Source organism: Natronomonas sp. (assembly GCF_036625485.1).
Lineage (GTDB): Archaea > Halobacteriota > Halobacteria > Halobacteriales > Haloarculaceae > Natronomonas.
This window is the reverse complement of record NZ_JAZKTR010000014.1, coordinates 1-26,450: the sequence shown is the minus strand read 5'-3', so window position 1 is coordinate 26,450 and position 26,450 is coordinate 1. Positions and strand designations below refer to the sequence as shown.

The 26,450-nt window shown below is 66.8% G+C and carries 25 protein-coding genes and 1 pseudogene; 9 read left to right on the top strand and 17 right to left on the bottom strand.

The annotated features are described in order from the left end of the window. On the top strand, nucleotides 1-339 hold a 339-nt coding region (locus V5A53_RS02890; protein ID WP_332312061.1), incomplete at its 5' end, for a universal stress protein. A gap of 58 nt (nucleotides 340-397) precedes the next feature. Continuing rightward, nucleotides 398-1,753, top strand: coding sequence for an outer membrane protein assembly factor BamB family protein (locus tag V5A53_RS02885; RefSeq protein WP_332312060.1), 1,356 nt, complete (start codon nucleotides 398-400; stop codon nucleotides 1,751-1,753). 88 nt (nucleotides 1,754-1,841) lie between these two features. Here V5A53_RS02885 and V5A53_RS02880 read toward each other — a convergent pair whose 3' ends face one another. From V5A53_RS02880 to V5A53_RS02870, 3 genes are all read right to left on the bottom strand, one after another. Further along, complete coding sequence (locus V5A53_RS02880) at nucleotides 1,842-2,618, bottom strand: SDR family NAD(P)-dependent oxidoreductase (RefSeq protein WP_332312059.1); 777 nt, start codon at nucleotides 2,616-2,618, stop codon at nucleotides 1,842-1,844. Then, a complete protein-coding gene (gene hisD / locus V5A53_RS02875; protein ID WP_332312058.1) occupies nucleotides 2,615-3,964 on the bottom strand; it encodes a histidinol dehydrogenase in 1,350 nt (449 codons plus the stop codon). Before hisD ends, V5A53_RS02880 begins: the two co-directional genes overlap by 4 nt. A gap of 80 nt (nucleotides 3,965-4,044) precedes the next feature. Continuing rightward, nucleotides 4,045-5,673, bottom strand: coding sequence for a long-chain fatty acid--CoA ligase (locus tag V5A53_RS02870; protein WP_332312063.1), 1,629 nt, complete (start codon nucleotides 5,671-5,673; stop codon nucleotides 4,045-4,047). A gap of 107 nt (nucleotides 5,674-5,780) precedes the next feature. On the opposite strand from V5A53_RS02870, the gene V5A53_RS02865 reads away from it, so the two are divergent. Further along, nucleotides 5,781-6,935: a pyridoxal phosphate-dependent aminotransferase gene (locus V5A53_RS02865; RefSeq protein WP_332312057.1), complete on the top strand. Its 1,155-nt coding sequence runs from the start codon at nucleotides 5,781-5,783 to the stop codon at nucleotides 6,933-6,935. Between the two features lies 1 nt (nucleotide 6,936). Here V5A53_RS02865 and V5A53_RS02860 read toward each other — a convergent pair whose 3' ends face one another. Further along, on the bottom strand, nucleotides 6,937-7,344 hold the full coding sequence (locus tag V5A53_RS02860; RefSeq protein ID WP_332312056.1) for a hypothetical protein: 408 nt from the start codon (nucleotides 7,342-7,344) through the stop codon (nucleotides 6,937-6,939). A gap of 93 nt (nucleotides 7,345-7,437) precedes the next feature. Here V5A53_RS02860 and V5A53_RS02855 point away from each other — a divergent pair, with 93 nt between their 5' ends. Beyond that, nucleotides 7,438-7,830, top strand: a complete 393-nt coding sequence (locus V5A53_RS02855) for a hypothetical protein (RefSeq protein WP_332312055.1) — start codon at nucleotides 7,438-7,440, stop codon at nucleotides 7,828-7,830. A gap of 68 nt (nucleotides 7,831-7,898) precedes the next feature. Next, complete coding sequence (locus V5A53_RS02850) at nucleotides 7,899-9,434, top strand: hypothetical protein (RefSeq protein ID WP_332312054.1); 1,536 nt, start codon at nucleotides 7,899-7,901, stop codon at nucleotides 9,432-9,434. A gap of 420 nt (nucleotides 9,435-9,854) precedes the next feature. Here the strand turns inward: V5A53_RS02850 and V5A53_RS02845 are convergent, their stop codons facing one another. Continuing rightward, nucleotides 9,855-11,465, bottom strand: coding sequence for a DNA-directed DNA polymerase II small subunit (locus V5A53_RS02845; protein ID WP_332312053.1), 1,611 nt, complete (start codon nucleotides 11,463-11,465; stop codon nucleotides 9,855-9,857). 79 nt (nucleotides 11,466-11,544) lie between these two features. Here V5A53_RS02845 and V5A53_RS02840 point away from each other — a divergent pair, with 79 nt between their 5' ends. Continuing rightward, nucleotides 11,545-12,462, top strand: a complete 918-nt coding sequence (locus V5A53_RS02840; RefSeq protein WP_332312052.1) for a S26 family signal peptidase — start codon at nucleotides 11,545-11,547, stop codon at nucleotides 12,460-12,462. 106 nt (nucleotides 12,463-12,568) lie between these two features. On the opposite strand, the gene V5A53_RS02835 is transcribed toward V5A53_RS02840, so the two are convergent. Continuing rightward, nucleotides 12,569-12,916, bottom strand: a complete 348-nt coding sequence (locus V5A53_RS02835; RefSeq protein ID WP_442928593.1) for an AbrB/MazE/SpoVT family DNA-binding domain-containing protein — start codon at nucleotides 12,914-12,916, stop codon at nucleotides 12,569-12,571. A gap of 128 nt (nucleotides 12,917-13,044) precedes the next feature. Between V5A53_RS02835 and V5A53_RS02830 the strand changes: the two genes are divergently transcribed. Then, a complete protein-coding gene (locus V5A53_RS02830) occupies nucleotides 13,045-13,500 on the top strand; it encodes a MaoC family dehydratase (protein ID WP_332312051.1) in 456 nt (151 codons plus the stop codon). Nucleotides 13,501-13,502: 2 nt separating this feature from the next. Here V5A53_RS02830 and V5A53_RS02825 read toward each other — a convergent pair whose 3' ends face one another. The 6 genes from V5A53_RS02825 to V5A53_RS02800 all read right to left on the bottom strand — a co-directional run bounded on the left by V5A53_RS02825 (nucleotide 13,503) and on the right by V5A53_RS02800 (nucleotide 20,274). Next, nucleotides 13,503-14,036: a DUF5789 family protein gene (locus V5A53_RS02825; RefSeq protein WP_332312050.1), complete on the bottom strand. Its 534-nt coding sequence runs from the start codon at nucleotides 14,034-14,036 to the stop codon at nucleotides 13,503-13,505. Between the two features lie 66 nt (nucleotides 14,037-14,102). Next, entirely contained in the window at nucleotides 14,103-14,609 is a 507-nt protein-coding gene (gene cgi121 / locus V5A53_RS02820) for a KEOPS complex subunit Cgi121 (protein WP_332312049.1), read from the bottom strand. Then, nucleotides 14,609-16,852, bottom strand: coding sequence for an ATP-dependent DNA helicase (locus V5A53_RS02815; protein ID WP_332312048.1), 2,244 nt, complete (start codon nucleotides 16,850-16,852; stop codon nucleotides 14,609-14,611). The genes cgi121 and V5A53_RS02815 overlap by 1 nt, the downstream gene beginning before the upstream one ends. A 142-nt stretch (nucleotides 16,853-16,994) precedes the next feature. Continuing rightward, the gene (locus V5A53_RS02810) at nucleotides 16,995-17,447 is read right to left on the bottom strand and encodes a pyridoxamine 5'-phosphate oxidase family protein (RefSeq protein WP_332312047.1); all 453 of its coding nucleotides are present in this window, start codon (nucleotides 17,445-17,447) and stop codon (nucleotides 16,995-16,997) included. A gap of 65 nt (nucleotides 17,448-17,512) precedes the next feature. Next, complete coding sequence (locus tag V5A53_RS02805) at nucleotides 17,513-17,887, bottom strand: hypothetical protein (protein WP_332312046.1); 375 nt, start codon at nucleotides 17,885-17,887, stop codon at nucleotides 17,513-17,515. Continuing rightward, entirely contained in the window at nucleotides 17,884-20,274 is a 2,391-nt protein-coding gene (locus tag V5A53_RS02800) for a penicillin acylase family protein (protein WP_332312045.1), read from the bottom strand. The genes V5A53_RS02805 and V5A53_RS02800 overlap by 4 nt, the downstream gene beginning before the upstream one ends. A 111-nt stretch (nucleotides 20,275-20,385) precedes the next feature. On the opposite strand from V5A53_RS02800, the gene V5A53_RS02795 reads away from it, so the two are divergent. Then, nucleotides 20,386-20,628 carry a ferredoxin gene (locus V5A53_RS02795; protein ID WP_332312043.1) on the top strand — a complete coding sequence of 81 codons (243 nt, stop codon included), beginning with the start codon at nucleotides 20,386-20,388 and terminating at the stop codon, nucleotides 20,626-20,628. Between the two features lie 297 nt (nucleotides 20,629-20,925). Here V5A53_RS02795 and mdh read toward each other — a convergent pair whose 3' ends face one another. Further along, a complete protein-coding gene (gene mdh / locus V5A53_RS02790; RefSeq protein ID WP_332312042.1) occupies nucleotides 20,926-21,840 on the bottom strand; it encodes a malate dehydrogenase in 915 nt (304 codons plus the stop codon). A gap of 182 nt (nucleotides 21,841-22,022) precedes the next feature. On the opposite strand from mdh, the gene V5A53_RS02785 reads away from it, so the two are divergent. Further along, on the top strand, nucleotides 22,023-23,351 hold the full coding sequence (locus V5A53_RS02785) for an MFS transporter (protein ID WP_332312041.1): 1,329 nt from the start codon (nucleotides 22,023-22,025) through the stop codon (nucleotides 23,349-23,351). A gap of 27 nt (nucleotides 23,352-23,378) precedes the next feature. Here V5A53_RS02785 and V5A53_RS02780 read toward each other — a convergent pair whose 3' ends face one another. From V5A53_RS02780 to V5A53_RS02765, 4 genes and pseudogenes are all read right to left on the bottom strand, one after another. Next, nucleotides 23,379-24,575: an outer membrane protein assembly factor BamB family protein gene (locus V5A53_RS02780; RefSeq protein ID WP_332312040.1), complete on the bottom strand. Its 1,197-nt coding sequence runs from the start codon at nucleotides 24,573-24,575 to the stop codon at nucleotides 23,379-23,381. Beyond that, on the bottom strand, nucleotides 24,568-24,939 hold the full coding sequence (locus V5A53_RS02775; RefSeq protein WP_332312039.1) for a DUF3209 family protein: 372 nt from the start codon (nucleotides 24,937-24,939) through the stop codon (nucleotides 24,568-24,570). The genes V5A53_RS02780 and V5A53_RS02775 overlap by 8 nt, the downstream gene beginning before the upstream one ends. Nucleotides 24,940-24,945: 6 nt before the next feature. Further along, entirely contained in the window at nucleotides 24,946-26,133 is a 1,188-nt protein-coding gene (locus tag V5A53_RS02770) for a CbiX/SirB N-terminal domain-containing protein (protein WP_332312038.1), read from the bottom strand. Beyond that, a pseudogene (locus V5A53_RS02765) lies at nucleotides 26,133-26,450 on the bottom strand (cobalamin biosynthesis protein); the annotation flags it as partial. The pseudogene V5A53_RS02765 and the gene V5A53_RS02770, both read right to left, overlap by 1 nt.

The window sequence follows — 26,450 nt, the reverse complement described above, 5'->3', positions numbered from 1 at the left end:
GACATCACGGCGCTTTTCGTCGTGGACACGAGCGTCACCTATCAGCCCGAGACGTTCGTGGGGGCGAAACTCAGCGAGGTATACGAGCAACGCGAGGCCGAAGGCGAGGAGATTCTCGAAAACGCCGAAGGACTGGCAGAAGAGTTCGACAGGTCGATCTCGACGGCCATCGAGCGGGGCCGGCCGTCGAAGGTAGTCCTCGACTACGTGGAGGAACACGACGTCGACCACGTCGTCATCGGGAGTCACAGCCGAGACCTCATCGAGCGCTTCTTCGTCGGGAGCGTCGCCGAGCGGGTCGTCGATCGGATTCCGGTTCCGGTCACAGTTATCCGCTGACCGAGCGCTGCCGGTTCGACCACGATACATATATCCGCCGCGTCTGTACGACCGGTCAATGTCCGGGTCGAACGACGACGAACGAACGGGTCGCAGGACCAGCAGACGCCGACTGCTGCAGGGTGTCGGCCTCGCGGCGACCGTCGGTCTCGCCGGGTGTACCAGCCTGCCCGGCCGTGGTTACGACCGAACGCAGGACGACTTCGACCCGAAATCGCTGCCCTACGACGAGACGTATCCCGACGACGACGGGGTGACGATGTTCCGAGAGGGCACGAGACGGCTCGGCTACTATCCCGATGCGGTCGTCCCCGAATCCGTCGAGAAGGAGTGGTCGATGCCGATAAACGAGATCGGCCACACGGCCGCGAAAGCGAGTCCACGACCGACGCCGGACGGTGAGACGCTGATCATCCCGTCCGATACCGGAAAGGTCCACGCGGTGCGGCCCGACGGCGAGCAACTGTGGACCGTCGAGACCGGCGCGGCGAGGAGTCTCGGCATCCACGGGACGCCGCTCATCGTCGACGGAACGGCCTACATAAGCGGCTACGATGGCGCGATGTACGCCTTCGACGTGGCGACGGGCGAGCGGGTCTGGAAGACCTCCAACTGGCGGCTCCGCGGCGCCATCGCCATCGGCTCTAGCCCGGTCTACTGGGACGGCGTCATCTACGTCGTCGCCGAGTACAACTACCCCTGGCAGGAGCCCTCCGGGACGGCGTGGGCGCTGGACGCCGAGACGGGGCGACCGCTGTGGCACGACGACCGCCTGTGGGGGATGCCGCACCCCTCCTTTGCCATCGACCCCGCGACCGAGCGTATCATCACCGGGTCGAACGACGGCGTCTGCTACTGCTGGGAGTTTCCCTCGCTGGATTTCGCCTGGGAGTTCCAGACGGGCGCCGAGATCAAGGGGACGATTCCGACCTACGAGGGCAAGGCCTTCGTCGGGTCGTGGGACGGCTATTTCTACTGTCTGAACCTCGAAGACGGCAGCCAGGAGTGGTCCTTCGAGACCGGGGATATCATCATGTCGAACCCGGGCATCGACCCCGATTCCGGGGTCGTCTACGTGGGCAGCGACGACCGCCACGTCCACGCGCTGGATACGGAGACCGGCGAGGAGTTGTGGTCGAGAAACGTCGGCGGCCACGTCATCGGGTCGCTATCGGTCACTTCCGAGAGCGTGCTGGTCGGCTCCTACGATACGCACCTCTACGCACTGAAGAAGGACACCGGCGCCGTTCGCTGGCGCGTCCCGAACAACGGCCACGTGACCAGCGAGGCGGTTCCCCACGACGGGCGGATCTACTACGCCGAACGTGCCGACCTCTCGGGGTACTGGAGCGACGACAGTGAGACGGTCGTCGAAACCCCCGGCCACGCCTACTGTCTGGGGCCGGAATCGTGACCCACGCTCATACGGATTATTGTAACGATTTACCGGTCATCGCCAGTAGGGGTCGGCGATGACCGGTAACGGACTACAATAATCCGTATCAGTACCAGATGGTGCCGGCGTCGACGTTGATGTCCTGGGCGGTCACGTTACGCGCCTTGTCGCCCGCGAGATAGGCGACCATCTCGGCGACGTCTTCGGGTTCGGTCAGGCGCCCGAGGGCAGTGTCGCCGGTCAGGGCCTCCCGTTTGGCCTCCTCGAAGGAGAGCCCCCGCTGTTCGGCCTGCTTTTCGATGACGCGGTCGATGCGGTCCCCACGGACCCCGCCCGGACAGATGGCGTTGACGGTCACGTCGTCCTCGCCGAGTTCGAACGCGAGCGTTCGAGTGACGCCGATGACGGCCATCTTCGAGGCCGCGTATGGGGTCCGACCTTCCAGCGGCCGTTTGCCGGTGATAGAGGAGATGTTGACGACGCTACCGCGGTCGCTTTCTCGGAGGTGGGGCGACGCGTGCTTGACACAGCGGAGGATGCCCGTCACGTTGACGTCCATCGTGTGTTCCCACTCGTCGACGGAGACGTCCTCGACGGGGGCCGTCGGACCGGCGATACCCGCGTTGTTCACGAGACAGTCGAGGCCGCCGAACTCCTCGACGGTCTCGTCGATGGCCGCCTTGACCGACTCCTCGTCGGTCACGTCGGTTTCGACGGGCAAGGCGCGGGATTCGTCGTCGAATTCGGCGGCAGTATCGTGGATGCCGTCACCTCGGGCCGCGAGCGCGACGTTGGCCCCCTCGTCGGCGAGTTGCAGCGCGATAGCCCGGCCGAGACCCTGACTCGCACCGGTTACGAAGGCGGTGGTGTCTTCGAGCGTCATCGTTCTTCCCCCCTGTCCTCTGCGAGGTCGACGCCGCCACCTGATTCGAGGTCGAGGTCACGAGCGAGGTCTCGGGACGCCTCCGACCGGATGCGTTTCTCGGCGGATATCTGGTGGGCATGGGTGCCCTCGATCTCGCAGATCTTCGCGGCCCACGGTGCGATATCGTCCGCCCCCTCCGCGGTCAGTTCCTGATGGGTCAACACCTTCAGGTAGGTCGTGACGTTGATGCCGCCGCTGTATTTGGCGACCTCCAGCGTCGGGAGGGTGTGGTTCGTCCCGACGGCCTTGTCGCCGAAGACGACCGGCGCGTGGTGGCCGAGGAACAGCGACCCGTAGTTGTGGAGGTCCTCGAGGAGCCCCCGCGGGTCGTCGGTCATCACCTGCAGGTGTTCCGGGGCGTAGTCGTTGGCGACGGATGCGGCCGAATCGAGGTCGTCGGCGAGGACGACCTCGCCGTTTTCCTCCCAGCATTCCCCTGCGACCTCCTCGGTGTCGAGGGCCGGGAGTTGTGCGTGGAGTTCGTCGACGGTCGCCTCGGCGATATCCCGATCCGTCGCGACGAGGATGGCCCGCGAGCGCGGATCGTGTTCGGCCTGTGCGAGCAGGTCCGTCGCGACGAGCGCGGGGTCGGCCGTCCCGTCGGCGATGATCAACACCTCCGTGGGCCCTGCGAGGAAGTCGATGCCGACGTGGCCGAACACCTGCCGCTTGGCCTCGATGACGTAGACGTTGCCCGGCCCGGTTATCTCGTCGACGCTGGGGATCGTTTCGGTCCCGTAGGCCATCGAGGCGATGGCCTGTGCCCCGCCGGCAACGTAGATCTCGTCGGCGCCAGCCTGGTCCATCGCGTACAGTTGGGCGGCCTGCACGGAGCCGTCGGACTGGGGGGGCGCACACGCGACGACGGTGTCCACGCCGACGACGGTCGCCGGGACGATAGTCATCGCCGGCGCCGCGACGAGCGGTTTCCGGCCGCCGGGGACGTACACGCCGGCGCGTTCGACCGGCACCAGTCGCGTCCCGAGAGTGATGCCCTCTCCGAACTCCCGCTCGAAGCCGTCGAGGTTCGAGAACTGCGCTTCATGGAACTCGCGGACGTTCTCGATGGTGTTGTCGATGGCTCGCCGCTCCGCGTCCGTGAGCGACTCCGCGGCCGCGTCGATCTCGTCGTCGCTGACCCGGAGGGCCTCGCGTTCGACGCCGTCGAACTTTTCTGTGAGTTCGCGAACCCCTTCGTCACCGCGCTCCCGGACCGTATCGACGATGTCACGAACGGACTTCGTCACGTCCTGTGGAATCTCGAGGGACGCCTCGGACGCCGATTTCAGAGACTCTGTGCTCATAGGTCACAATCCCCGGTATCCGGGTTAAAAACTCGCTTCCCGGAACCGCGGCATTGCCGCCGGCAACCTCGCCCCCTCGACTACTGCTGGGCCCCCTCGTCGGCTTCGAGGACCACGTCGAACCGCTCGCGGAGCGTCTTCTTGTCGAACTTCCCGGTCGAGGTCTTCGGAATCTCGTCGACGAACTCGTAGACGTCGGGGAGCCACCACGAGGGGAACGTCTCGGCGAGATGGTCGTCGAGGTCGTCCTCGGTGAGGTCGGCGTCCCCCTTCGGAACCACGACGGCCATCGGTCGTTCCTGCCAGCGCTCGTGGTCGACCGCGATGACCGATGCCTCGCTGACGTCCTCGTGGGCGATGAGGTCGTTCTCGAGTTGTACCGACGAGATCCACTCCCCGCCGGATTTGATGACGTCCTTGTCGCGGTCGACCACGTCGATGTAACCCATCTCGTCTCGGGTGGCGATATCGCCGGTTCGCAGGTAGCCGTCGTCGGTGAAACTTTGCTCGTTCTCCTCGGGGCGGCCGTGGTAGTGGTCGGTCACCCACGGGCTTCGAACCTGGAGTTCGCCCATCGTCTCCCCGTCGTGAGGGACTTCCTCTCCGTCGTCGTCGACGACGCGGGTTTCCATGCCGGGGACGGGCAGGCCCGCCTTCGCGCGATACGCGTACTGTTCGTCGGGCGGCAGGTCCGCGGCCTCCTTCCGGAGCGTGCTGAGGGTACCCAGCGGCGAGGTCTCGGTCATCCCCCATCCCTGGATGATGGGTGCGTCGTACTCCTCGTCGTACTTCCGGATGAGCGACTCCGGCGGTGCCGACCCGCCGACCGTCAGCCGATCGATGTTAGAGATGTCGACCTCGGGGTTCTCGTCGAGGAACTCGGCCATCTCCAGCCAGATGGTCGGGACCGCCGCCGAGATGGTCACCTCCTCGTCGGCTATCAGGCGGGCGATGGACTCGGGGTCGGTGTGGACCGAGGGGAAGACCTGCTTTGCGCCCACGAACGTCGCGGCGTAGGGGAGGCCCCAGCCGTTGGCGTGGAACATCGGGACGACCGGGAGGACGACGTCGCGCTCGCCGATGCCGTTGGCGTCGACGTGCCCGCACATGAGGCTGTGCAGGTACATCGCCCGATGGGAGTAGGGAACGCCCTTCGGGAGGCCCGTCGTCCCCGAGGTGTGGCACATACCGTACTCCGCGTCCTCGTCGAGGTCCGGCCACTCGTAGGCCGTCGGGTGGCCTTCGATGAACGACTCGTAGTCCGTGACCGGGTCAAGGCTCGTCTCCGGCACCTCGTCGTCGAGGACGACGTACTGTTCGACGGTGTCGAGGTCGGCGGCCGTCGCTTCGACCTTCTCGATGAGCCCCGGGTCGACGAAGATGATCCGGTCTTCGGCATCGTCGACCGTGTGGACGAAATGGTGGTCGGGCAGCCGCATGTTGCACATGTGAATCGACCGCCCCGAACACGCCGGCCCGAAGTAGAGTTCGAAGTGTCGATAGTGGTTCGTCGCCACGACGCCGACACGGTCGCCGTCGTCGAGGCCGAACTCGTCGAGGGCGCCCGCGAGCTGGCAGATCCGGTCGTGGGCGTCGGCGTACGTGTATCGATGGACGCTCCCGTCGGGCAGTTTCGTCACCAGTTCTCGGTCGGGAAACATATCGACCGCTCGGTCGAGTATCGTGTCAAGTGTTAACTGTACATCCATCATGGTCGTCTGCGATATCCTGACACAGTCCCTTATGTATTGTGTCGGGACCACCGCCCCACGCGCGTATCCGAGTAGCCTTACCCCCACCGGTCGTAACCCCGGCCATGCACGAACCAACGGTGCGGGTCCAGCGAGCGAACCGCTCGCAGATCCGTGTGATGTTCGACCTCGCGGAGTCCGTCGACCGTGATCTGGTCCGCCTCGAAGTCGGCGAACCGGATTTCGACACGCCGGACCACGTCATCGAAGCGGCCGCATCGGCGGCCCGCGAGGGCGCGACCCACTACACGTCGAACGCGGGACTGCCGGAGTGCCGCCGGGCGATCAGCGACGCGATGGCCAGCGACTACGGCGTCGAACACGACATCGACGAGATCGTCGTGACGGTCGGCGGGATGGAGGCACTCCATCTGGCGGTGCTGGCGACGGTCGGACCGGGCGAGGAGTTGCTGTATCCCGGGCCGTCGTGGCCGAACTACGAGACGCAGGCATTCCTCGCTGAAGGCGAACCCGTCGAGGTGCCGATGCCCGTCGAGGAGAGATATGACCTGAATGCCGACCGCCTCATCGAAGCGATGGGCCCGGAGACGGGCGCCGTGATTCTGACGACGCCCTCGAATCCCACGGGGCGGGTCTTCGACCCGGAGCCGATTCGGGCGGTCGTCGAGGCGGCCGCGGACTACGACACCTACGTCATCGCCGACGAGGTGTACGCGGGGTTGACCTACGACCGGGAACCCCGCGGCGTCGCGGCGCTTTCGGGCCATCCCGACCACGTGCTGACCGTCGGGTCGTGTTCGAAGACCTACGCGATGACGGGGTGGCGACTCGGCTGGCTGGCCGGCGACCGGTCGGTCATCGACGAGGCGACCAAGGTCCGCGAATCGACGACGGCCTGTGCATCGAGCATCTCACAGCACGCCGCCATCGCGGCGCTGACCGGACCGCAGGAACCCTTCGAGGAGATGTACGAGGCCTTCGAGCGCCGGCGCGATTACGTCGTCGACCGCCTCGACGCGATGGATGGCGTGTCGGCGCCCCGGCCCGAAGGGGCCTTCTACGCGTTTCTCGACTACGATGCCGACGCCGAGGCGCTACCGTTCGCGAAATATCTTTTAAAAGAACACGGCGTCGTCCTCGCGCCCGGAAGCGGGTTCGGCGAGGCGGGCGAGGGCCGGTTACGGCTCTCCTTCGCCAACTCGATGGACCGTCTGGAAGCGGGGCTGGACCGGCTGGCGGCCGGTGTTTCGGAATACTGACTTACGATTCCTCGGCGACGACCTCGAGCATCGTCGTTCGCTCGTCGAAGTAGGCGGGGGCGTCGTGTTCGGATTCGAAGTCGACGATGCGAGCGAGCGCGGTTTCGGGGTCGGCCTCGCGGATGTCCGCCGCGAGTTCGAGGTAGTCCGCCGCGAGGTCCTGGAAGGCGGACATGCGCGCTCGCTTGGCCTCGACGATGGCCTGCTTCTCTTCGAGTGATTCACCCTCCGTTTCGATGTCGCCGATATCCTCGGGCGTCTCTTCGAGGCGCTCCCGGAGGGTCTCGATGTCCTCGTCGATCTCGTCCAGTAGCTCGTCGGCCTCCGCGCCGATGGTTTCGGCGCGGCCCGACAGCAGGCCCGCCTGCGTCTTGCAGTAGTCGACCAGTTCGTCGGTCGTCTCGGTCACGGTGGCCCTTGGGACTCGGGCGACAAGGCCCTTGCCCGCCGACCGGTCGAGACGGGGCCGGGATTGATGGCCCCGTCCCGCGTACGTCAACATATGACAGACACCGGCGCGTCGGGGCGCGACTGGGCCGACCGGTATCTCGCGGATAAACTGGCGGGGGCGACAAGCGAGGCCTCGGCCGAACACGGGCCGCCGCCGGAGGCCAGCGACTACATGGACGACCTCACGGACGCCGACCTCACCTACGTCCACCCGGACAACCGCGCTGACCACCTCGAAACGGCGGTCCGGGCGCTCGTCCGGGCGCTGACACGCGAGGAGGCCGTGACGGTCGAGGACGGCCGCCCTGCCTCGGCGTTCGTCGCCGACGAGCGTGTCATCGTCACCATGGAGGGCCTCGGTGAGGTCATCAACGTCGACCGGGAGACCGCGGCGTTGCTGGCGTTCGCATACGAGCGGCCGTCGCCGGCCGCCGGGGAATCATGAATCGACGGCGGCCGCGAGGGCTCGCGGAAGCCACACGTTTCAAACCCTAGCCGAACCCAGAAGGCGACATGTCTGCCTCAGAACTCGCGGCGCAGGTCAGGGCGGCCCTCGAGGTCGACAGCGAGGAGTTCGCGTCGCGGGTCGACGACGAGGTCGAGGCGTTGCGCGAGGAGATCGAGGATGGCACCTTCGACAACCCGCAGGCCATCGTCGGGCTGGAATACGAGTTCTACGCCGTCGACGACGAGACGGACGCCCTCATGCGCGTCCCCCGGCGACTGCTGGAGTACATCGGCTTCGAGAAGGAACTCGGCCTCCACAACGCCGAACTGTCGACGGCGCCCCAACCGCTGTCGCGGTACGGCCTCCGCGCACAGGAAGCGGAGGTGCAGGCCAAGCTCGACGCCGCTCAGACCGAGGTCAAACGCGAGGGCATCGCCTTAGTCAGCGACGGGATGTGGACGGTGCCGCCCATCGGCGAGACGGCCAGCGACTACCTGACCGACAGCATCGAGGAAGACGGCATCCGGATGGCGACCAATATGTCGGCCTCCACGCGGTATCACGCGATGGCGAACACGGAGTACGCCGCGGAACTCCAGCTCGACGCGCCGCACGTCTCGCTGTCGGCGGATACGGTGATGCCCGAGAGCCTCATCACCTCGATCCAGCCCCACTACCAGATGGCTCACGCCCACGACCTGCCCGAGCGGTTCCGGTATGCGCTCCGCATCGCCGGCCCCCTGCTCGGCGTCGCGGTCAACAGCCCGTTCTTCCCGCCGGACCTGTACGATTCGGACCCCGAGGCCATCCTCGAGGAGACGTGGATGGAGAACCGCGTCCCGGTCTTCGAGTCGGTGCTCAACCCCGTCGACAGCGAGAAGGTGACGTTCCCGGAGGACATCGAGGACGTCGACGAGGCCCTCCAGCGCATCGCCGACGACGAGACGGTCGTGCCCACCGTGATGGAGACGGGCCATCGTTTCGACGACCAGTTCGCCCACTTCCGGCACAAACACGGCACCTTCTGGCGGTGGGTCCGGCCGGTCTTCGACGGGCCGACGCGGAAGAGCGCCAACGCACGCATCGAGTTTCGCCCCCTGCCGGGCCAGCCGACGGTCCGCGATACCGTCGCTCTGCTGGCGGTGTTCGCGGGGCTGCTCGAGAGCCTGCCGCGCCGCGAGCACCCGCTTTACGACCTGCCGTGGGAGGCCGCCGAGGAGAACTTCTATGCGGCGGTCCGGGACGGCCTCGATGCCGAGTTCCGGTGGATCACTGCCGCCGGCGAGGAGACGACCGACACCGAGGAGATCTACGCCGAACTGTTCGAGATCGCCCGCGACGGCCTCGAACTGCGCGGGCTGGACGCCGAGGAGGCCAACCGCTACATCCAGCCGCTCCGCGAGCGGGTCGACCGCCGGGTGACGCCCGCGAGTTGGAAGCACCGACTGGTCGCCGAGGCGGTCGGCCGCGGTGAACCCTTCGGGCAGGCCGTCTGGGGGATGCAGGCCGAATACATCGACAAACAGGCCGACACGCTCATCGAAGGAACGTTCATCGACTGGCTGCCGCAGGCCGAGGCGAGCGCGCAGAACAGGGACTGAGGTCTGTCGGCGTAGATATCGAAGCAAAGACCAAGAGCTAGCATCCGCCGAGTGGGGCGCTTGAAAAGCGCCCCCGAGGCGGTTCCCGCTGGCGACCGGTAGCGAGACGCTCCCTTCGGTCGCGTCTCGAAAAGGTGAACGGCGAACGAAGTGAGCCGTGAGCCGAGGGGAGCCAGCGTAGCGCGCACGGACTGGAGGCGGCCGAAGGCCGCCGAAAGGAGCGGGTTGCGGGCTCCGCCCGCAACCGAATGGACGTGGTCGTTCGAAAGGCGCGAAGCGCCTTTCGTGATGACGAAAGAGCTACGCTCTCTCGGACCACGGCGAAGCCGCCACGCAGCGCGCATATTTTCCCCACGTTTTCGTCGCGGAGGCGGGTTCGCGGCCGAAGCGCCGCGAACCGCCGGAACGTGCAAAAAGTGGCTAACTGAATTTATGGACCGTCATATCCAGCGTATCGAGGTCCACGACGGGCGCGAAGCCGGCGTCGGGGTCGATGTTGACGGATTTCTGGAAGTCGGTCTGGGCCTGCCAGCAGCCGGAGTTGACTGCGAGGACGTTCCGGTATTTGCCCCAGCCGAGTTTGTGGACGTGGCCGGTATGGAAGATGTCGGGCACCTCGTCCATGACGAGGTAGTCCTTCTCCTCGGGCGCGAGGCGGGTGTGAGCGCCGAACTGCGGGGCGACGTGGCGCTTCTTGAGGAGCTGGTACATCGCCTTATGGGGGTTCTCGTAGTTGGCCTTCTCCTCGGGGAGTTCGGCGATGATCTCGTCCAGCGAGACGCCGTGGTACATCAGGATGGAGACGCCTTCGAGCGTGACGACGGCGGGGTTCGAGACGATACGGGCGTCGTGGGCGGTCATGATATCGCGCAACTCCTCGTCGAAACCCGGTTGCGGCTCCGCGAGGCGGACGGCGTCGTGGTTGCCGGGGATCATGACGATCTCCATGTCTCCGGGGACCTCCTTGAGGTACTCCGAGAAGGCCTCGTACTGGTCGAAGATGTCGACGATGTCGAGTTCCTCGTCCTGGTCGGGATAGACACCGACGCCCTCGACCATGTCGCCGGCGATGAGGAGGTACTCGATACGTTCGGCTTCGGGCGTGTGGAGCCAGTCGGTAAAGCGAGTCCACGCGTCGGCCATGAACTCCTGGCTGCCGACGTGGACGTCGCTGATGAGCGCGGCTTGGACGTTGCGGTCGGCCGTCGAGGGCTCGTAGGTCCGTGGGATATCCGGGAAGTAGAGGTCGTCGACGAACATGATGGAGCCGTCGTCGGAGAGCGTTCCGTCGACGGCGATGACCTCGTCGTAGAGGAGTTCGTCGACGAGGCCGGCAATGGCCTTGTCCTTCATCACGAGACAGGGGTAGACGCCGGTGGTGTCCTCCAGTTCGATGAGCCAGTGGCCGGAGGCCGTCGAGCGGATATCGGAGACCATGCCGACCATGCCGGCGTCGCCGCCGCCGGGGCTGGCCTCCAGTTGGGAGGCGTTGCGGTGGTTGACCCGACCGCGGAGTTTCCCGGCGAGGCGTTCGTATCGGTCCCGGAACGTGGCGACGAAGTCGTCGTACTCGCCGGTCCCGGTCGAGTGGCCGGTCATGTCGTTGGCGATATCGAGGTCGCGTTTCGAAGGGTCGACGTCCCGACCGCCCGAAGACCCCTTCGTTTCGACTGGAGATGAGGCCGCCACGTTTCCTGATTCAGTTGACCCGGTTCCAGTTGAAACAGAGGGGTCGGGGGATGGTGGGGAGTCGGCGACTGCGCCGCCGTCCGCCCCCGCTTCCGCTGGCGCGGCAGCGGCGTCGTCGTCGGTCGATATCTGGTCCCGGCGACCGCGCGGTTCGCCGTCGAGGGCGTCCTTGACGTCGGCCGCGGTGAGTTTCAGGGCGTCGTCGGGGGTCGCCTCGACGGCAACGAGAAGCGCCTGTTCGGGGCTCTCGGCGCTTGCGAGGAGCGTGATCGCTTCCCGGTCGGCGGTGTAGCCGTGGCTCGCCAGTTCCCGTGCGATGCGAGCCGGCTCCGCTTGAGGCACGTCGGGGACGTCGCCGCCACCGGCCAAAAGGATAGCGGACCCAGAACGTTCAAACCCGCCGGGACGCTACGGCGTGGCAATGACGGATTCAGAGGACGGTGACCGTCGGCGTGACGGGCCGTCCGACGTGTCGGGCACCGACGCTCCCGACGAGGCAGGAGGTACCTGGGAGCGTTCGGACGGCCGAACCGACGGGGATGAGGAGACCCCGTCCGGCGTCGTCGGCTGGCTCAAGTGGTTCTGGACGACCGACCGGGGCTGGGTCATCTACCTTCGGGACGTGACCACGAGCGTCACCGCGGTGCTGATAATCGGCCTGTTACTGTTCGCCATCAGCGGCATCTGGCCGCCGATGGTCGCCGTCGAATCCGGGAGCATGGAACCGAACATGGAACGCGGCGATCTCGTCTTCGTCGTCGACGACGACCGCTTTATCCCCGATAACGCGCCGGTCCACGACGGCCAATCGACGGGGGTTCTACCCGCCGACCGGGCGGCCGAGGCCGGCTACACGAAGTTCAACGGCTACGGCGACGTCATCGTCTTCCAACGGGACGGGAGACGTGATCTGACACCGGTCATCCACCGGGCCGTGCTGTGGGTCGAGGACGGCGAGAACTGGTACGACCGCGCCAACCCCGCCTACATGGGCAGCGCCTCGAACTGCGAGCAACTGAACCACTGTCCGGCGCCCCACGCCGGCTTCATCACCCTCGGCGACGCCAATCCGGCCTACGACCAGCACCGAGGACCCAACAGCGCGCTGTCCGCGCCGGTCAAACCCGAGTGGGTCATCGGCACCGCTGAAGTGAAGGTACCCTACCTCGGAAACGTCCGCCTGTTCTTCTCGGAGCTGTCCTCGTCGTCGGTTCCGGCCCAACCGGCCGCCGCCGACGGACAGTCCGCGAGCGCCGACGGCCCCGAAAACGCCACGGTAACGGCTGATTCCCCGATGAACGCCACCGCGACGGCCGGCCACACTCAGCCGGCGATCTGATACGGCTTATTGTAACGGTTTACCGGTCATCGGCAGTGCGGGTCGGCGATGACCGGTAAAAGACTACAATAACCCGTATGAAAGGGCCGCCGAAACGCGCCGTTTTCTACTCGTCGTCCTCGTCGCGCTTCCGCTTGACCGGCACCACGACCGTCTGGACGATATCGCCGTCCTCGATGTCGAGGGCCTCGCGTTCGGCGTCCGGGATGGAGATACGGCCGCCGCTCTGGACGCGGGTCTTGAACGTCGCCATCTGGCTCATCGTGCCGAGTTGCTCCGAGAGGTTCCCCAGATCCGTGGTCGCGCTCGTCGTGGTACCCGTCGCACCGGTGAGCAACTGCTGGAGCGCCTCCTGCTGCGGTTTCGTCGCCTGTTCGGAGGCGTCCGCCAGCGCCTTCAGCAGGTTCGGCGGGCGCATGATGCTCTGGTTGTTATCGTCGTCGTTGTCGGTCATCTGATGTCGAAAACGTCGCTTTTCCCGCCAATAAGGGTTCCGGGAGATACCACCAGAGGGCAGCCAATGGTGTTGGATTCCTGCCACTCGACACCACGGTTTAGGGAGGGCCCGCCGTAGGCAGTGATATGCCCGAAATCGACCCCGGTGCGGACCTGCCGGAATGGGACGTAGAGATCGACATCGACGGCACCGACGACGCACCCCTCGCCGTCGGCGACAGCATCCGGTTCGCCAAGACCCTTTCCGACGAGGACCTCGAGCGGTTCGCGCTCGCCTCCGGCGATACCAACCCGCTCCACCTCGACGACGAGGTTGCCGGCGAAACTCGGTTCGGCGGTCGCATCGCTCACGGTATCCTCACTGCCGGCCTGATAAGCTCCGCTGTCGCCCGCCTGCCCGGGACCGCCGTCTACCTCTCACAGGACCTGGAGTTCCGCGCGCCGGTCCGCCCCGACGACCACGTCTCCGCCGAGATCGAAGTCGTCGAGGCGTTGGGCGGCGACCGCTATCGGTTCGACACGACCGCGGAAGCCGGTGGCGAGACGGTCATCCGCGGCGAAGCGACCGTTCTGATCGAATAGGCCTACGGACGCTCGTCGGTGATGTCCTCGCTTTCCTCGTCTTCCTCTTCGCGGTCGACGTCCTCGACTGACTCGGCGCCCTCGTAGACGCCCTCCGGTGCCTCCTCGGTTTCGTCGGGGATGGCTTCCGGGTCGTTCCGTGGTTCGGTCTCGACGGACGATTTCCCGTGGGCCTCCAGTCGGTCCTCCGTCGACCCGAGATTGCCCGCCTCGTCGGGTTCGAGGTCCCGTTCGAGGTTGTACTCGCCGGGGTCGATGGCATTGCCCGTCACCTCGCCGATGACCGCCTCCTTCGCCTCCCGCGGGGTCTCGTACCCCTGATCGGTCAGGCGGTCGAAGACGTCGCCGAGGGATTCCGTCTCGTTCGGCAGTTCGACGGCCGTCTCGCCGTAGCGAGCCGACAACTCCTCCCGACTCACCGGATAGGACTCCTCGTCGAGGTGCGGGTTGACTTCCCGGAGGATGTTCTCGACGATTTCGGCCCGCTCGCGCTGTTCTTCACGTGCCGTCCGCTGTGGGTCTCCTTCGTCGGTCATGTGTTGCTCAGTAGCGGAAGTTCGCTTGGAATCATCAAAAGACTGTGGGCAGGTCGAGACGCCGGACTACCGTTCGACGATCAGCAGAGCGACCCGTTCGAGAACGAGGTCCTCGATGCCGCGCTCGGTCGCGCCCAGTTCCGCGGCGCCGATGTCGTAGAACTCCCGCACTGCCGTTTCGTCGTAGTCGCCGAGGGTCGAGGTCGGTTCGAGTAGGTCTTCGACCGCATCGGCGGCCGCGTCCTCGTCGCCGTCGCCATCGACCAGCACGACCGCGTCGGTGTCGCCCTCGCCGATGCCGAGTTCCAGCGCGCGCTGAATCTGCCGCCGTCCGGCCGCATACAGCATGATCTCGACGCCCCGGTCGCGGGCGATGGCCTCGCCCCGGTCCTGCTCGCGGTCGGCCAACTCCACCGCGCGTTCCAGATGCCGACGGGAGACGATATATCGACTATCGAAGGCCTGCACCGTGACGTCGTTTTCGTCGCCGATTTCGTCCAGTGCCGCGACGAACGTCTCCACGTCCGGGAACGCCTCGCCGCCGATTTCGACGGTGCCTTCGAGCAGTTTCATCAGAAATCACCGAGACTGGCCTGTCCCTCTCCGTCGTCGGCTGTTCCCTCGTCCGCGTCGTCGGGTGTCGCCTCTGCGTCCGGCGTCACGCCGTCCATCTCCGGGGACTGGTGGCCGGCGGCCTCCAGCACGTTCTGGGCGGTCTTCTCCCGTCCCTTCAGCGCCCCGAGAACGACCGATTTGTCGGCTTCCCGGAGGTCCGCGCGGGTCTCGATGCCGGCGTCGAACAGCCGGCGGGCGCGCTTGCGGCCGACGCCGCGAACCCCCGCGAGGTCGATCAACTCCTCGCCAACGCCGTGCTGGACGCGCTTGCGGGCCTCCCGAACGGCAGGGACGGTTTCGAGGCCGAGTTCGCTCGCCAGCGATTCGGCGGCGCCCAGCAGCCATTCGGCGGTGTCGACCTTGCCGCGGATGTCGCCCGGCCCGACGCCGTAGCGTTCGGCGATCTCGTCCTCGTCGACCTCGCCGGCCCAGTCTTCGAGCATTCGGGCGGTCTTGAGTGCCGACAGCCAGTCCTCGAAGCGGCCCTCCTCGAACTCGCTGGGCATCTCGCCGCAGAACTCCGATTCGCGCTCGTAGGCCAGCATCGTGTACTCCTCGCGGTCGCCCGACCGGAGGTAGAGTTCGTACATGTCGGGGGTCCGTGAGACGAGGTGATACAGGCCCAGCGCCGTCGGGTCCGAGGCGTCCTTCAGACCGTCGAGGATCGTCGCGGCGCTCATCGGGTCGAGGTAGAGTCGTGAGACGGTGTGGCCGAGGTTGGTCGCCTCGATGCGGTCGTCCTGTTCGATGAAGCCGTTCCGTTCGAGGTATTCGAGCGTCGAATCGACGATACGCTCCAGTTCGGCGTCCTCCTGACCGTACTGGGTGGCATACAGCGTCTGGTCGAGGAACTCCAGGAGGGCCTCTCGGGAATCCGCAAAGCCGGAGGCCACGGTCGCCAGCAGATGGGTCCGCATCGATGGCTCCCGAGCCAGTTTCGACTCGACAGGCTCCGGGTCCGCCCAGACGTAGCGGTCCAGCAGTTCGTCGAGTTCGTCGTGACTGTTCGCGAGCAGGAGGGCTTCGCCGTAGGGGTCCCGCCCCGGCCGGCCCGCCCGGCCCATCATCTGGTGGACCTCCAGCACCGACAGCGGTTGCATACCGCCGGCCTCGCCCGAGTAGCGCCGCCAGTCGCGGACGACGACGCGCCGGGAGGGCGTGTTGACTCCGGCCGCCAGCGTCGGCGTCGCACAGACGCACTTGATGAGGCGTTCGCGGAAGGCGTCCTCGACGATGGAGCGGTGTTCGGAGGCACACCCGGCGTGGTGGAAGGCGGCGCCCTTCTCGACGCAGTCGGCCAGGTCGTCGCTCGTCTCGGTATCGGAGACGCCCCGCAACTCCTCGGCCAGTTCGGCGAGACGCTGGCGTTCTTCGGGTTCGAGTTGGTCGCGGGTGGTGTTGGCCAGCCGTTTGGCCGCCCCCTCAGCGTTCCGCCGGGAGTTGACGAACACCAGCGTCGACCCCTCGTCCGCGAGCGTATTCCGGACGATGGCGGCGGTCGGCTTCTCGCTGGATTTGACGCGTAACTCCCGTTGGGAGCCGTCGCCGAAGTGCAACGCCTGCCCGTAGTGAACCCCCTTCTTCAGTTCGATGGGCCGCCAGTCGGCATCGACGAGGTCGGCGTCCAGCCATTCGGCCATCTCGTCGGCGTTGCCGACCGTCGCCGACAGCGCGACGACCTGCAGGTTCGGGTTCACACGGCGGAGTTTCGCCAGCGTGACCTCCAGCGTCGGGCCGCGCTGGGGGTCGTCGACGAGGTGGACCTCGTCGCTGACCACACAGTCGAGGTCGTCGATCCACGGCGCGCCGTTCCGCACCAGCGAGTCGACCTTCTCGCTGGTGGCGACGATGATGTCCTTCTCGGCGAGCCATTCGCCGGTGTCCTCGTAGTTGCCGGTCGAGACGCCGATCTCGACGCCGAACTCCTCGAAGGCGGAGAACTCCTCGCGCTTCTCGCTTGCGAGGGCGCGCAGGGGTACGATGTAGAGGGCCTTGCCGCCGCGCCGTACGGCCGACAGCATCGCCAACTGGGCGATGAGGGTCTTGCCGCTGGCGGTCGGAATCGAGGCGACGAGGCTGTCGCCTTCGGTGACGCCCGCCTCGACGGCTTCGGCCTGCGGCGGGTACAGCGACTCGATGCCCTCCTCACGGAGGTGGTCGGCGAACCATTGCGGCACGCCGGAGACCTCGGCAACGTCCATTACCGTCGGGTAGTGCGTCGTCGCTTTTAAATCGTCGTATCGGCCCCTCTCCATCGGTCGACGAGGTCCCCCTCGATTTCGGCGGGGACCGGGAGCAAGCGCGCTACTCGGCGCCCAGGTGGGTGGAGGTTTCGGATGCCCGTCAGTCGGAGTGGGGGTTTCTGATACCCGTCATGTTCTGTATCCAGAAGCGATACACCCGCGCGTCTTCGGATTCGAGGGCGTCTCTGAGTGCGTCCGGTCGGAGGTTCGCCTCGAGGGAGTCGCCCAGCGAATCCACCTCGTGGTCCGGCACCCGGGTGAGCGTCCCGTCGAGGCTGACGCTGGCCCACTCCGTCTCCGAGGGGGCCTCGAAGACGAGGAACCGGGCGGCCGACTGCTCGTCGCTCAGCAGCGTCTTCTGGCTCGTCTCGCCGACGACGTAGGTGAAATAGAGGTTCTCCTCGCCGTCAAATCCGTAGGAGAGCGGCAGCATGTACGGCAACTCCTGTGTTGGAATCCCGAGAACGCCGACACCCTGCTCGGCGAGGAACGTTCGGATCTCGGTATCGTCCATCCGCTCGACTCCGTGTTCGGTGAGTTCGTCGATGGTCATGGTTGCATGTACGCGATGGCGGACGATAAACGGGGTGTAGAATTCGAGTCGATGGGCGGGCTACCTCAGATGACGCCCCGAATCAACGACCCCAACGCCGGCGCAACGAGGCCACCCCCGATAGCGACGTAGGTGGGCGGCGTCAGCGCGAGGAACTCGCCGGGGCCCATGGTCGGACTCGCGAGGACGGTAAGCGCCAGCGCGGCGACGCCGACCCCGAGGCCGGCGGCGGCGGCACGCGGGACCGTCCGGCTCACCAGCCCGACGAGCGCGCCGGCGACGACGAGGCCGAGCCAGTGGACCCACGCCACGGCGAGTCCGACGACGAGGGCGACCGCGAGGGCCGCGTATCGCTTCCGTGGCTCGGTCCGGACCGTCGTCAGGAAGGCGGGGCGGACGGGGTCGGCGCGCGTCTCCTCAGCAGTCGGGTCGTCGCTCATTCCTCGTCACCCCCGAACTCGATGGTATCGCCGTCATCCGGCGTCTCGAAGGCCATCTCCTTGTATTCGCCGTCGGCCCACATCCGGAGCTGGTCGTCGTAGTGGTCGGAGAAGACGGACCCGCTCTGGCCGCCGGGGAGTATCGACCGCGAGGGCTCGCCGACCGAGGAGATCTGTCGCCAACTGCTGCCGGCCGAGAGGCCGTCGCGGGTGTTGAACAGCGTGAAACCGCTGCCGTCGGTCGGATACCGCGGATAGTTCAGCGACGGCACCTGCCCGCTGAACTGGTGGTCGATGGTGGTCCGGTGGTAGTCGCCGTAGACCGACCAGCCCTCGGCTTCGATCTCCTCGACGGCCGTCACCATCGACTCGGCGATGACGGCCGCGCGGTCGCCGTCGAAGAAGTCGTCGTCGGGTGGCAGTTCGGTGAGGACCCACTCCTGTGGCCACCAGCCGTCGTCGAGGTCCAGTTCCTCGAAGTCGTCGCCCCACGTCGCCTCGCGGAAGGCATCGTAGAAGCGATGGAAGGCGAGAGCGGCCGCCGAATCCCGCTCCATGCGGTAGTCCCAGTCGGTCAGGGCGTCGAGCCACTGGTCGGCGCCATCGATGCGGTCGCGAGCGTCGAGAATCGCGGGCACCAGTTTCCGGGCCCGGATGTCGAGGGTATCCCGCTGGACCGACGCCATGAAGTCGGCGTCGACCGGTTCGCCGCTCTCGATGCGGTCGTCCAATCGCTCGTAGACGCGCATCCCGCGGAATCCGGATGCGTACTCGAAGCCGATGGGGTAGGACGGGTCGTCGACGACACGCTGGTTCGCGGTGCCGATGTAGTCGGGGTCGATCACGCCGGGTTTCTCCTCGAAGGGGATGAAGTCGCCACCCTCCCAGTCGCTTTGGCCGAACGCCTCGAAGCCGTCCCATCCACCTTCGCCTGCCGAGCCGTCGAAGACCCGGTTGCCGTCGATGACCTCGCCGTCCTCGCGGCGAATCGGCATCTTCCCCGTCACCTTGTAGTAGATCTGCTCGTCGTCGACGTAGAGGGCGTTCTGGGTCGGCACGTCCATCTTCTGCAGGGCCTCCCGATAGTCGTCGACGCCCTCGGTCTTGCTGAACTCGTAGATGGCCTCGGATTCGCGGGTCCCGGACATGCCGGTCCAGGCGACGCCGACGTGTCGCGTCTCGCCGTCGATCTCGCGGTCGATAAAGGCACCGTGAACGGTCTTTCGGACCTCGATTTCGCGGTCCTCGCCGCCCGACACCTCGACCATGCGGGTCTCGGTTTCGAAGTCGCGCCACTCGCCGTCGTAGCGGTACTGGTCGCCGTCGGTCTCGTAGGTGTAGTGGTCGACCACGTCCGCGCCGACGTTGGTGAAGCCCCACGCGCCGTGTTGGTTCTCGCCGACGATGACGAAGGGAACGCCCGGGAATCCGGCGCCGCGAACGTCGACGTCCTCGTCGTGAATCGTGATCCGCTGTTCGTACCAGACGGGCGGTACCATGAGCGTCAAGTGGGGGTCGTAGGCGAGAATCGGTGACCCGCTTTCCGTGTGGTCGCCGCCGACCGCCCAGTGGTTCGACCCCCACCACGCCGGCGGTTCGTGGTCGGCCAGCCAATCGACGAACGAGGCGTCGACCCGCTCGGCGGCCGGACTCGCAGGAAACCCGTCGACGCCCTGTACCTCGCCGGTGGTTCCCTCGCGGATGATGGGCGCGCCGTGGTCGAACGGTGCCTCGTAGAGCCGACGGTAGTCGTCGGCGTCGAGGCGCTCGCGCAGAACGGCGCGTCGAAGCGTCTCGAAACTGCCGGTCAGCCCCCACGAAATCTGCGTACCGATGAGTAGGCTATCGACGACCGACCACTCGTCGATATCGTAGCCCGCCAGCGCGGCCTCCAGCGGTTCGGCGCCGTCGTCGATGTAGGCGTTGACCCCGTCGGCGTAGGCTTCGGTCATGGCCTCCGTTCGGGTGCCTTCGAGGGCCTCGGCGGAGGCTTCCGCGGCCCCCCGGAAGTCCATCTTCCTATGGAAGATGTCGGATTCGACGGTCTGTTCGCCCACCGCGGCCGACAGGCGGCCGTCCATCAGGCGCCGGACGAGGTCCATCCCGAAGAGGCGGTCGGCCGCTTGAGCGTACCCGACCGCGAAGTAGGCGGCTGCCTCGCTGTCGGCCTCGACGTGCGGGACGTGGTAGTCGTCGTAGGTGACCGTCGCCTCCCCGTACTGGCTGGCAACCGTGTCGGGGACCTCCCCGCGCGTGCTTTCCCACGCTCGACCGCTCAGCGGCGCGAAGGAGTCGAGCAACCCACTGGCGGGCGACAGCGCGGCCGCCCCGACGCCCCCACCCAGCAGCGCGCCGAGAAACGCCCGGCGCGTCGTGTCGTCTGGCATACAGGGACACACCACTGTGTGTATAAAAACAGTTGTGCTGCCGACGATGGGGGCCGTCGACACGGCGGCCGCTCCCGCTATGCCTTTGGGGGAGTCCCCCCAAGCACGGATATGCGAGTTCGTTACGACCGTGATACCTGCATCGGGATGTTCCAGTGTGTCGCCGAGTGGGACGCATTTAAAAAGGACGAGGACGCCGGGAAGGCCGTCCTCGAAGACGGCGAGGAGGTCGAGGACGGCATCTTCGAACGGGAGGTACCGGAGGACGCCGAACTCGACGCGAAGTTCGCCGCCCGCGCGTGTCCGGTCGACGCCATCGAGATCTACGACGACGACGGCGAGCAGGTCGTCTGACCGCCGTTCGGTCGGCCGCGACCCCATCACCGAGGGGGTCATCGCCGAGCGACGTGTCGGCCCGTGACCTCCTCGCATCCCTGAAGTGGTAGGTTCCCCGATTGGGATAGTAATGCGGCCTGACAAAACCCTTTTATCCGGTCGTGTAGAGTGTTGTGCGTGAGGAAGTACCATGAACAGTCGCTCGACCGGCCGCGATAGACAGCGGCTCTATGAGTGGGCATCGCTCATCGGTGACGACCTACCGGAGGAGTACGGCCCCTGTAATCCCGAAAAAGACGGGTAGGCGAGGAACCGTCAGGCGATCTCGTCGTACTGGTCGGAGAGCTTCTCGGCAGCCTCGTCCATCAGTTCTTCTTCGTAGTCGTCGAGGTCCCACTCGACGACCTCCTCGATGCCGTTCGCACCGAGTTTGACGGGCACGCCGAAGGCGGTGTCCTCGTAGCCGAACTCGCCGTCAAGCACGAGCGAGCCCGGAAGCACCTCGCCAGTGTCGTTGAGGACGGCCTCGACCATGTGGGCGACGCCCGTCGCGGGGCCCCACTGGGTCGCGCCCTTGCGCTCGATGACGTCCATCGCGGATTCCTGCAGGTCGCCGAGGATCTCCTCTTTCTCGTCCGCCGAGAACTCGGGGTCGGTGCCGTCGACGCGGACCTTCGAGAAGACGGGTACCTGTGCGTCACCGTGCTCGCCGAGGATCGTGGCGTCGACGTTCTTGACGGGGGCGTCGAAGCGCTCGGAGAGGACGTAGCGGAACCGCGCCGAATCGAGGCGGCCGCCGAAGCCGATGACCTTGTGGCGGTCGCGGTCGCCCGATTCGTAGAGATGCCGGTTCAGGAGGTCGACCGGGTTCGAGGTGGTGATCGAGACGTAATCGTCGTTGTGTTCGTCGATGGACGAGCCGATATCCTCCATGATCGGCGCGTTGTCGCCCGCGAGGTCGATGCGGGTCTGGCCCGGCTGGCGCGGGATGCCCGCCGTGATGACGACGACGTCCGACCCGGCCGTGTCCTCGTAGTCGCCCTGTACGACGGTCGTGTTGGAGTCGTAGGCGATGCCGTGGTTGGTGTCGGCGGCCTGTCCGATGGTCGTTTCTCGCTGGTCCGGAATATCGACGAATACGAGTTCGTCGACGATATCGCGCAGCGCGAGGTTGTACCCCGCGGCCGCGCCGACTGTCCCCGCCGCGCCGATGACGCTAACCTTTGTCATGCTCGCTAGGAAGAGGCAGTGCGACCCGATTAACTCTTGTCCTTTTTCTCACGACCTATCGGAATTTGTCACCGCGTTACCGGCTACCTCTGCCGATTTTACCCGTCGCGTCGAACCGGAGAACGACAACACGGGTAGCCGGCTTCGATACGCCTTTGAGTCGACCGGTCGGACGGCCAGTAGTGACAGCACGCGGACTCCGCCGGCTGTGGACCGACCCCGAAACCCGGCGCTGGCTGGCCTTCTTCGCGCTCGCGGCCACGTACGCGTTGGTGTCGGTCTACCGGCTTTCGACGGCCGTCCTCGCGGACGAACTGACCCGCGCGTTCTCGATGACGGGCACGCAACTCGGCACCCTCCATGCCTCCTTCTTCTACGTCTACGCAGCGATGCAGCTGCCCGCGGGCGTCTTCGCCGACCGACTCGGCGCCCGCCGGACGGTCACCGGCGGGACGCTCGTCATGAGCCTCGGCGGGTTCGTCTTCGCCGGCGCCGACAGCTACGCCGTGGCCTTTGCCGGCCGCGCACTCGTCGGGTTCGGCGGGAGCGTCCTCTTCATCGCCATCCTCCGATTCTGCGCCAACTGGTTCCGGCCGACCGAGTTCGCCCGGATGAGCGGCATCACCCTCGCCGTCTCCGGTTTCGGGGGCGTGCTCGCGACGACGCCGCTGGCCCTCGCCGTCGCGAGTCTCGGCTGGCGGTCGGCCCTCGCGGGCATGTCTGTCCTCGGCCTCGGCCTCGCGGTTACGGCCTACCTCATCGCACGTGACACCCCTACCGCCGCCGGCTTCGAGCCGATGGCCGGGGCCGAAGCGCCGGGCGCTCCCTCGCTTCGGGCGATCGGCTCGAACACCAGAACCGTCCTCGCCGAGCGTGAGACGTGGCTCTGTGGGGCCGTCCTCTTCGCCGGCACCGGCGTCAACATCACCGTGGTCGGGTTGTGGGGCATCCCGTATCTCGTCCAGACCTACGGCCTGTCGGTGACGGCCGCCTCCACGTACACCCTGCTCGGGAGCGCCGGCCTGCTGGTTGGTCCGCCGACGGTCGGTGCCATCTCCGACCGGCTCGCGGAATCCGACGACGGCGGTGCCAGCACGGCCGGCCGCACCCGTCTCATCGTCGTCGGGATGGCCATCTACACCGGCGCCTTCGCCCTCCTGGCGATCATCGGCGCGCCACCCCTGGCCGTCGTCGCCGCCGTCCTCTTCGCGTCGGGCGCCCTCGCCGGTGCCTACGCGTTGACCTACGCCGTCGTCAAGGAACGGCACGAGGCGGCCGCGTCCGGGGTTTCGACGGGCACCATCAACACGATGGCATTCACCGGCGCCGCCGTCATGCCGACGCTGATGGGCTACGTGCTCGACGCCTACTGGACCGGCGACACCATCGGCGGCGCTCGCGTCTACACCGAGTTCGGCTATCAGGTCGCCTTCGGACTGGCGACGGCCGTGGCGTCGCTAGCGCTGGTGTCCTCGCTGTTGCTCCACCGCCGGACGGTCGCGCGGAGTTGAACCGCAGAACGTAGAAATCGAGTCGTATCAGGGTCGCCGTAGAGCGTACTCGCCCAGCACCGTGCCGTCGTCGTGATACCGGACCGGTTCCTCGATGAACGCGCGCCGGTCGCCGTCGAGCGCGGCGGCGGTGACGACGCCCTCGCAGTCGCCGCCGTCGACACGGCCCTCCGAGACGTCGAGCAGATGCCAGCCGTGGACCGAGGGGTCCCGATCACGGAAATGCTGGGCGACCGGCACCAGCAATCGGTCGCGGTCGGTCGCGACTTCGTGAGAGAACCCGCCGGTATCGGCCCGCCACATCCGGTCGCCGTCGAGCGCGTAGCCGAAGGCCGACTGCTCGTTCGGGTGTCGCTCGTCGGTTTCGCGGCCCTCTTCGGGAAAGCTATTGCCCGTCAGGAAGACGACGCCCGACTCGGTGGCATGGACGTGGTTCGGGTAGGCGTAGACCCGGTCGCCCTCCGAGCGGGGCGTCCCGAGGTCGACACGCCAGTCGACGGCGCCGTCGGTGAGTCGGTAGCCACGATAGTCGGCGTGGCTCGTGACGAAGAGGCTCCCGTCGGCCGCCGAGACGTCGCCGACGCGGCGCAGCATCTCGTCGCTTTCGCCCTCGGGGTCCCACGTCCAGGCTTCCTCACCGTTGCTGTCGAGGACGACGAGTCCCCCGTCGTGAGTACCGGGACAGCGGTTGTAGGCGACGGCGAGGCCGTCACCAAAGGGCGCGAGCGAGATGGGCGAGGCGTCGGCGTCGTAGCGCCAGCGGATGCTGCCGTCGGGCGCAAGCGCGTAGACTGAACTCTCGAAGTGGCGCCCCCCATCCTGCCGCTCGTAGCGGCGGGCGGCGACGCAGGCGGTGTCGCCCGCCACCGCGGCGTCGACGACCATCGGGAGGAAAAAGCGCGTCTCCTTGGCCGGGTCGCCGATGACGTCGGCGGCGTCGTGGCGCCACCGCTCCTCGCCATCACTTATAAACCGGATGCCGCCGCGTTTGGAGCGCTCGCCGACCAAAACGCCGTCGGCGAACGGGACGAGCGTGATAGCGCTGCCCTCGCCGCTGAGGCTCCACCGCTCGTTCCCTTTTGAATCGAACGCGCGAACCGACCCGTCAGCGAGGCCGACGGCCGGCCCCTCGTCGGTCAGCGCGAGCCCCGAGCGGCGGCCGGCCTGCCGGGACCCGCAGGGGTCAAGATCACCGAGTGGGATTCGGGTGGCGATCTTACTCATCCGCAGGGAAGACCTCGTGAAGCGTGTGGTGGGCCTCGCCGAGGTCGTCGAGGAACGCCTCGCCCTGCGTCAGGAGGCGGTCGATAGCGGCCTCGGCGTCCCGAACCGCGACGAGACGGCCCCGGAGGTAGTCGTAGTCGGCGGCCTCGGAATCGGCCGCCGCGACTTCCTCTTCGAGTTCGACGAGTGCGGTGTCGAGGTGGCGCTTGCAGTCGGCGAGCGTGTCTGCCTCGGCGAGGGCCTCGATGTGGGGTTCGGGGTTCTCGCCCAGTTCGTCGCGGGCGTGTTTCTTCGCGGCATCGTCGCTGATGCCGAGGCTGTTCATCAGGCCGAGTCGGAGCGCTTCGATTTCGTGGCAGGTCATGGGTAGTCACAGGGTCTGGTCGACCAGATCGGAGACGATGCGGTCGCGTTCCAGCGACGAGGCGATGCGGTCGCTGTCCTCGGGGTCGACGGAGCCATACCAGACGCCATCCGGGTAGACGGCGACGTTCGGCCCCTCGCCACAGCGGTCGAGACACGACGAGCGCGTGATCTGGACGTCGAGGTCGCGGTCGCGGGCTTCCTGTCGGAGGCGTTCCAGCACGGTCGCCGCGCCTTGGCCCGCACAGGTGCGGTTCGTACAGACCGTGACGTGTTTGTCCGGCGCGTCGTGGACGTGGGGTTCGTCGTCCACGTCGGAGCGGTCGGCGTGGGCCGCCTGATGGGTCATCGCGCGCAACATCGCGCGGGCACCGCCCGATTCCTCCTCGAAGCCGTTCATCTCGACCTTGTACTTGCAGGTGTCACAGGACATCGAGACGTCGCCGGTGCGGGCCTCCTCGAAGCGGTCCGCGAGGACGTCGAGCAAGCGCCCGTTGGTCCCAAGCGGGTCCCCCGAATCGGCGTCGACGTAGGGGTAGTCCTCGTCGAACTCCTCGGTCCGGTCGTGGATGCGCTGGGTCAGGACACCGTCCCCGAGCATGTACGGCAAGACCACGACGGCGTCGGGCCGGCGCTTGGCGACGGTGTGGAGTTGCTCTTCCAGCAGGGGTTCGGTGACGCCGATGAAGGCCGCTTCCACGCCCGCGAACTCTCGGCCCTCGTAGAGCAAGCGAGCGAGTTTGTGGACGTCGGCGTTCGAGTCGGGGTCCGAGGAACCCCGCGCACAGAGGACGACCATCACGTCGTCGTCCTCTCGGTCGACCCCCAGTCTCTCTTCGACGTCGGCAGCGCGGTCGTCCAGCAGTTCGACGAGTTCGGGGTGGACGCCGAGGTGTTTCCCGTTGTGGAGCGAGACATCGTAATCGCCGCGTGCCTGCTGGACGATGAGTGGGATGTCCGCCTTCACGTGGCTGGCGGCGAAAAGCGACAGCGGCAGGAGGGTCACGTCCGAGACGGTCGGCGCCAGCGAGCCGATAGCCTCCTCGATGGAGGGTTCGGCGAGTTCCAGAAAGCCCGCGTCGACCGGCAGTCCGAGGCGGCCCTCGAGGTCGGCGGCCAACTCCCGGACCTGGTCGTTGGACTTCTCGCGGCGAGAGCCGTGTCCGGCGAGTACGACGGCCTCGGCGTCCAACATCAGTAGGCCTCCGCCTGCTCGATGCTCTTTTTCAGTTTCCGGCGTCGACTCGGCGCGAACAGCCCCGTCTCGCTGCTGCCCTCGTAGAGCCACTCGCCGACGACGGGTGCAGCCGCGTCGTCGATGCCGAACCAGTAACCGCCCGACGAGGTCTCCGAGAGGTCGCCGTAGGGCGCCTCGACCGGCAGGTCATCGAGCAGGCGCTGGATTTCGGTCAGCAGCGCCTCGTCGTCGTGGACGAAAGAGATACCGACCGTGCCGTCGGAGGACTTGAAACAGACCGTCCCACAGCCCTCCAGCAGCCCGCGGAGCAACTG

What these genes read in the sequence shown, in the direction of transcription:
- V5A53_RS02885 (WP_332312060.1), top strand. Translation starts at nt 398, where the DNA reads ATGTCCGGGTCGAACGACGACGAACGAACGGGTCGCAGGACCAGCAGA.
- V5A53_RS02880 (WP_332312059.1), bottom strand. Translation starts at nt 2,618, where the DNA reads ATGACGCTCGAAGACACCACCGCCTTCGTAACCGGTGCGAGTCAGGGT.
- hisD (WP_332312058.1), bottom strand. Translation starts at nt 3,964, where the DNA reads ATGAGCACAGAGTCTCTGAAATCGGCGTCCGAGGCGTCCCTCGAGATT.
- V5A53_RS02870 (WP_332312063.1), bottom strand. Translation starts at nt 5,673, where the DNA reads ATGGATGTACAGTTAACACTTGACACGATACTCGACCGAGCGGTCGAT.
- V5A53_RS02865 (WP_332312057.1), top strand. Translation starts at nt 5,781, where the DNA reads ATGCACGAACCAACGGTGCGGGTCCAGCGAGCGAACCGCTCGCAGATC.
- V5A53_RS02855 (WP_332312055.1), top strand. Translation starts at nt 7,438, where the DNA reads ATGACAGACACCGGCGCGTCGGGGCGCGACTGGGCCGACCGGTATCTC.
- V5A53_RS02850 (WP_332312054.1), top strand. Translation starts at nt 7,899, where the DNA reads ATGTCTGCCTCAGAACTCGCGGCGCAGGTCAGGGCGGCCCTCGAGGTC.
- V5A53_RS02840 (WP_332312052.1), top strand. Translation starts at nt 11,545, where the DNA reads ATGACGGATTCAGAGGACGGTGACCGTCGGCGTGACGGGCCGTCCGAC.
- V5A53_RS02835 (WP_442928593.1), bottom strand. Translation starts at nt 12,916, where the DNA reads ATGACCGACAACGACGACGATAACAACCAGAGCATCATGCGCCCGCCG.
- V5A53_RS02830 (WP_332312051.1), top strand. Translation starts at nt 13,045, where the DNA reads ATGCCCGAAATCGACCCCGGTGCGGACCTGCCGGAATGGGACGTAGAG.
- V5A53_RS02825 (WP_332312050.1), bottom strand. Translation starts at nt 14,036, where the DNA reads ATGACCGACGAAGGAGACCCACAGCGGACGGCACGTGAAGAACAGCGC.
- cgi121 (WP_332312049.1), bottom strand. Translation starts at nt 14,609, where the DNA reads ATGAAACTGCTCGAAGGCACCGTCGAAATCGGCGGCGAGGCGTTCCCG.
- V5A53_RS02815 (WP_332312048.1), bottom strand. Translation starts at nt 16,852, where the DNA reads ATGGACGTTGCCGAGGTCTCCGGCGTGCCGCAATGGTTCGCCGACCAC.
- V5A53_RS02810 (WP_332312047.1), bottom strand. Translation starts at nt 17,447, where the DNA reads ATGACCATCGACGAACTCACCGAACACGGAGTCGAGCGGATGGACGAT.
- V5A53_RS02805 (WP_332312046.1), bottom strand. Translation starts at nt 17,887, where the DNA reads ATGAGCGACGACCCGACTGCTGAGGAGACGCGCGCCGACCCCGTCCGC.
- V5A53_RS02800 (WP_332312045.1), bottom strand. Translation starts at nt 20,274, where the DNA reads ATGCCAGACGACACGACGCGCCGGGCGTTTCTCGGCGCGCTGCTGGGT.
- V5A53_RS02795 (WP_332312043.1), top strand. Translation starts at nt 20,386, where the DNA reads ATGCGAGTTCGTTACGACCGTGATACCTGCATCGGGATGTTCCAGTGT.
- mdh (WP_332312042.1), bottom strand. Translation starts at nt 21,840, where the DNA reads ATGACAAAGGTTAGCGTCATCGGCGCGGCGGGGACAGTCGGCGCGGCC.
- V5A53_RS02780 (WP_332312040.1), bottom strand. Translation starts at nt 24,575, where the DNA reads ATGAGTAAGATCGCCACCCGAATCCCACTCGGTGATCTTGACCCCTGC.
- V5A53_RS02775 (WP_332312039.1), bottom strand. Translation starts at nt 24,939, where the DNA reads ATGACCTGCCACGAAATCGAAGCGCTCCGACTCGGCCTGATGAACAGC.
- V5A53_RS02770 (WP_332312038.1), bottom strand. Translation starts at nt 26,133, where the DNA reads ATGTTGGACGCCGAGGCCGTCGTACTCGCCGGACACGGCTCTCGCCGC.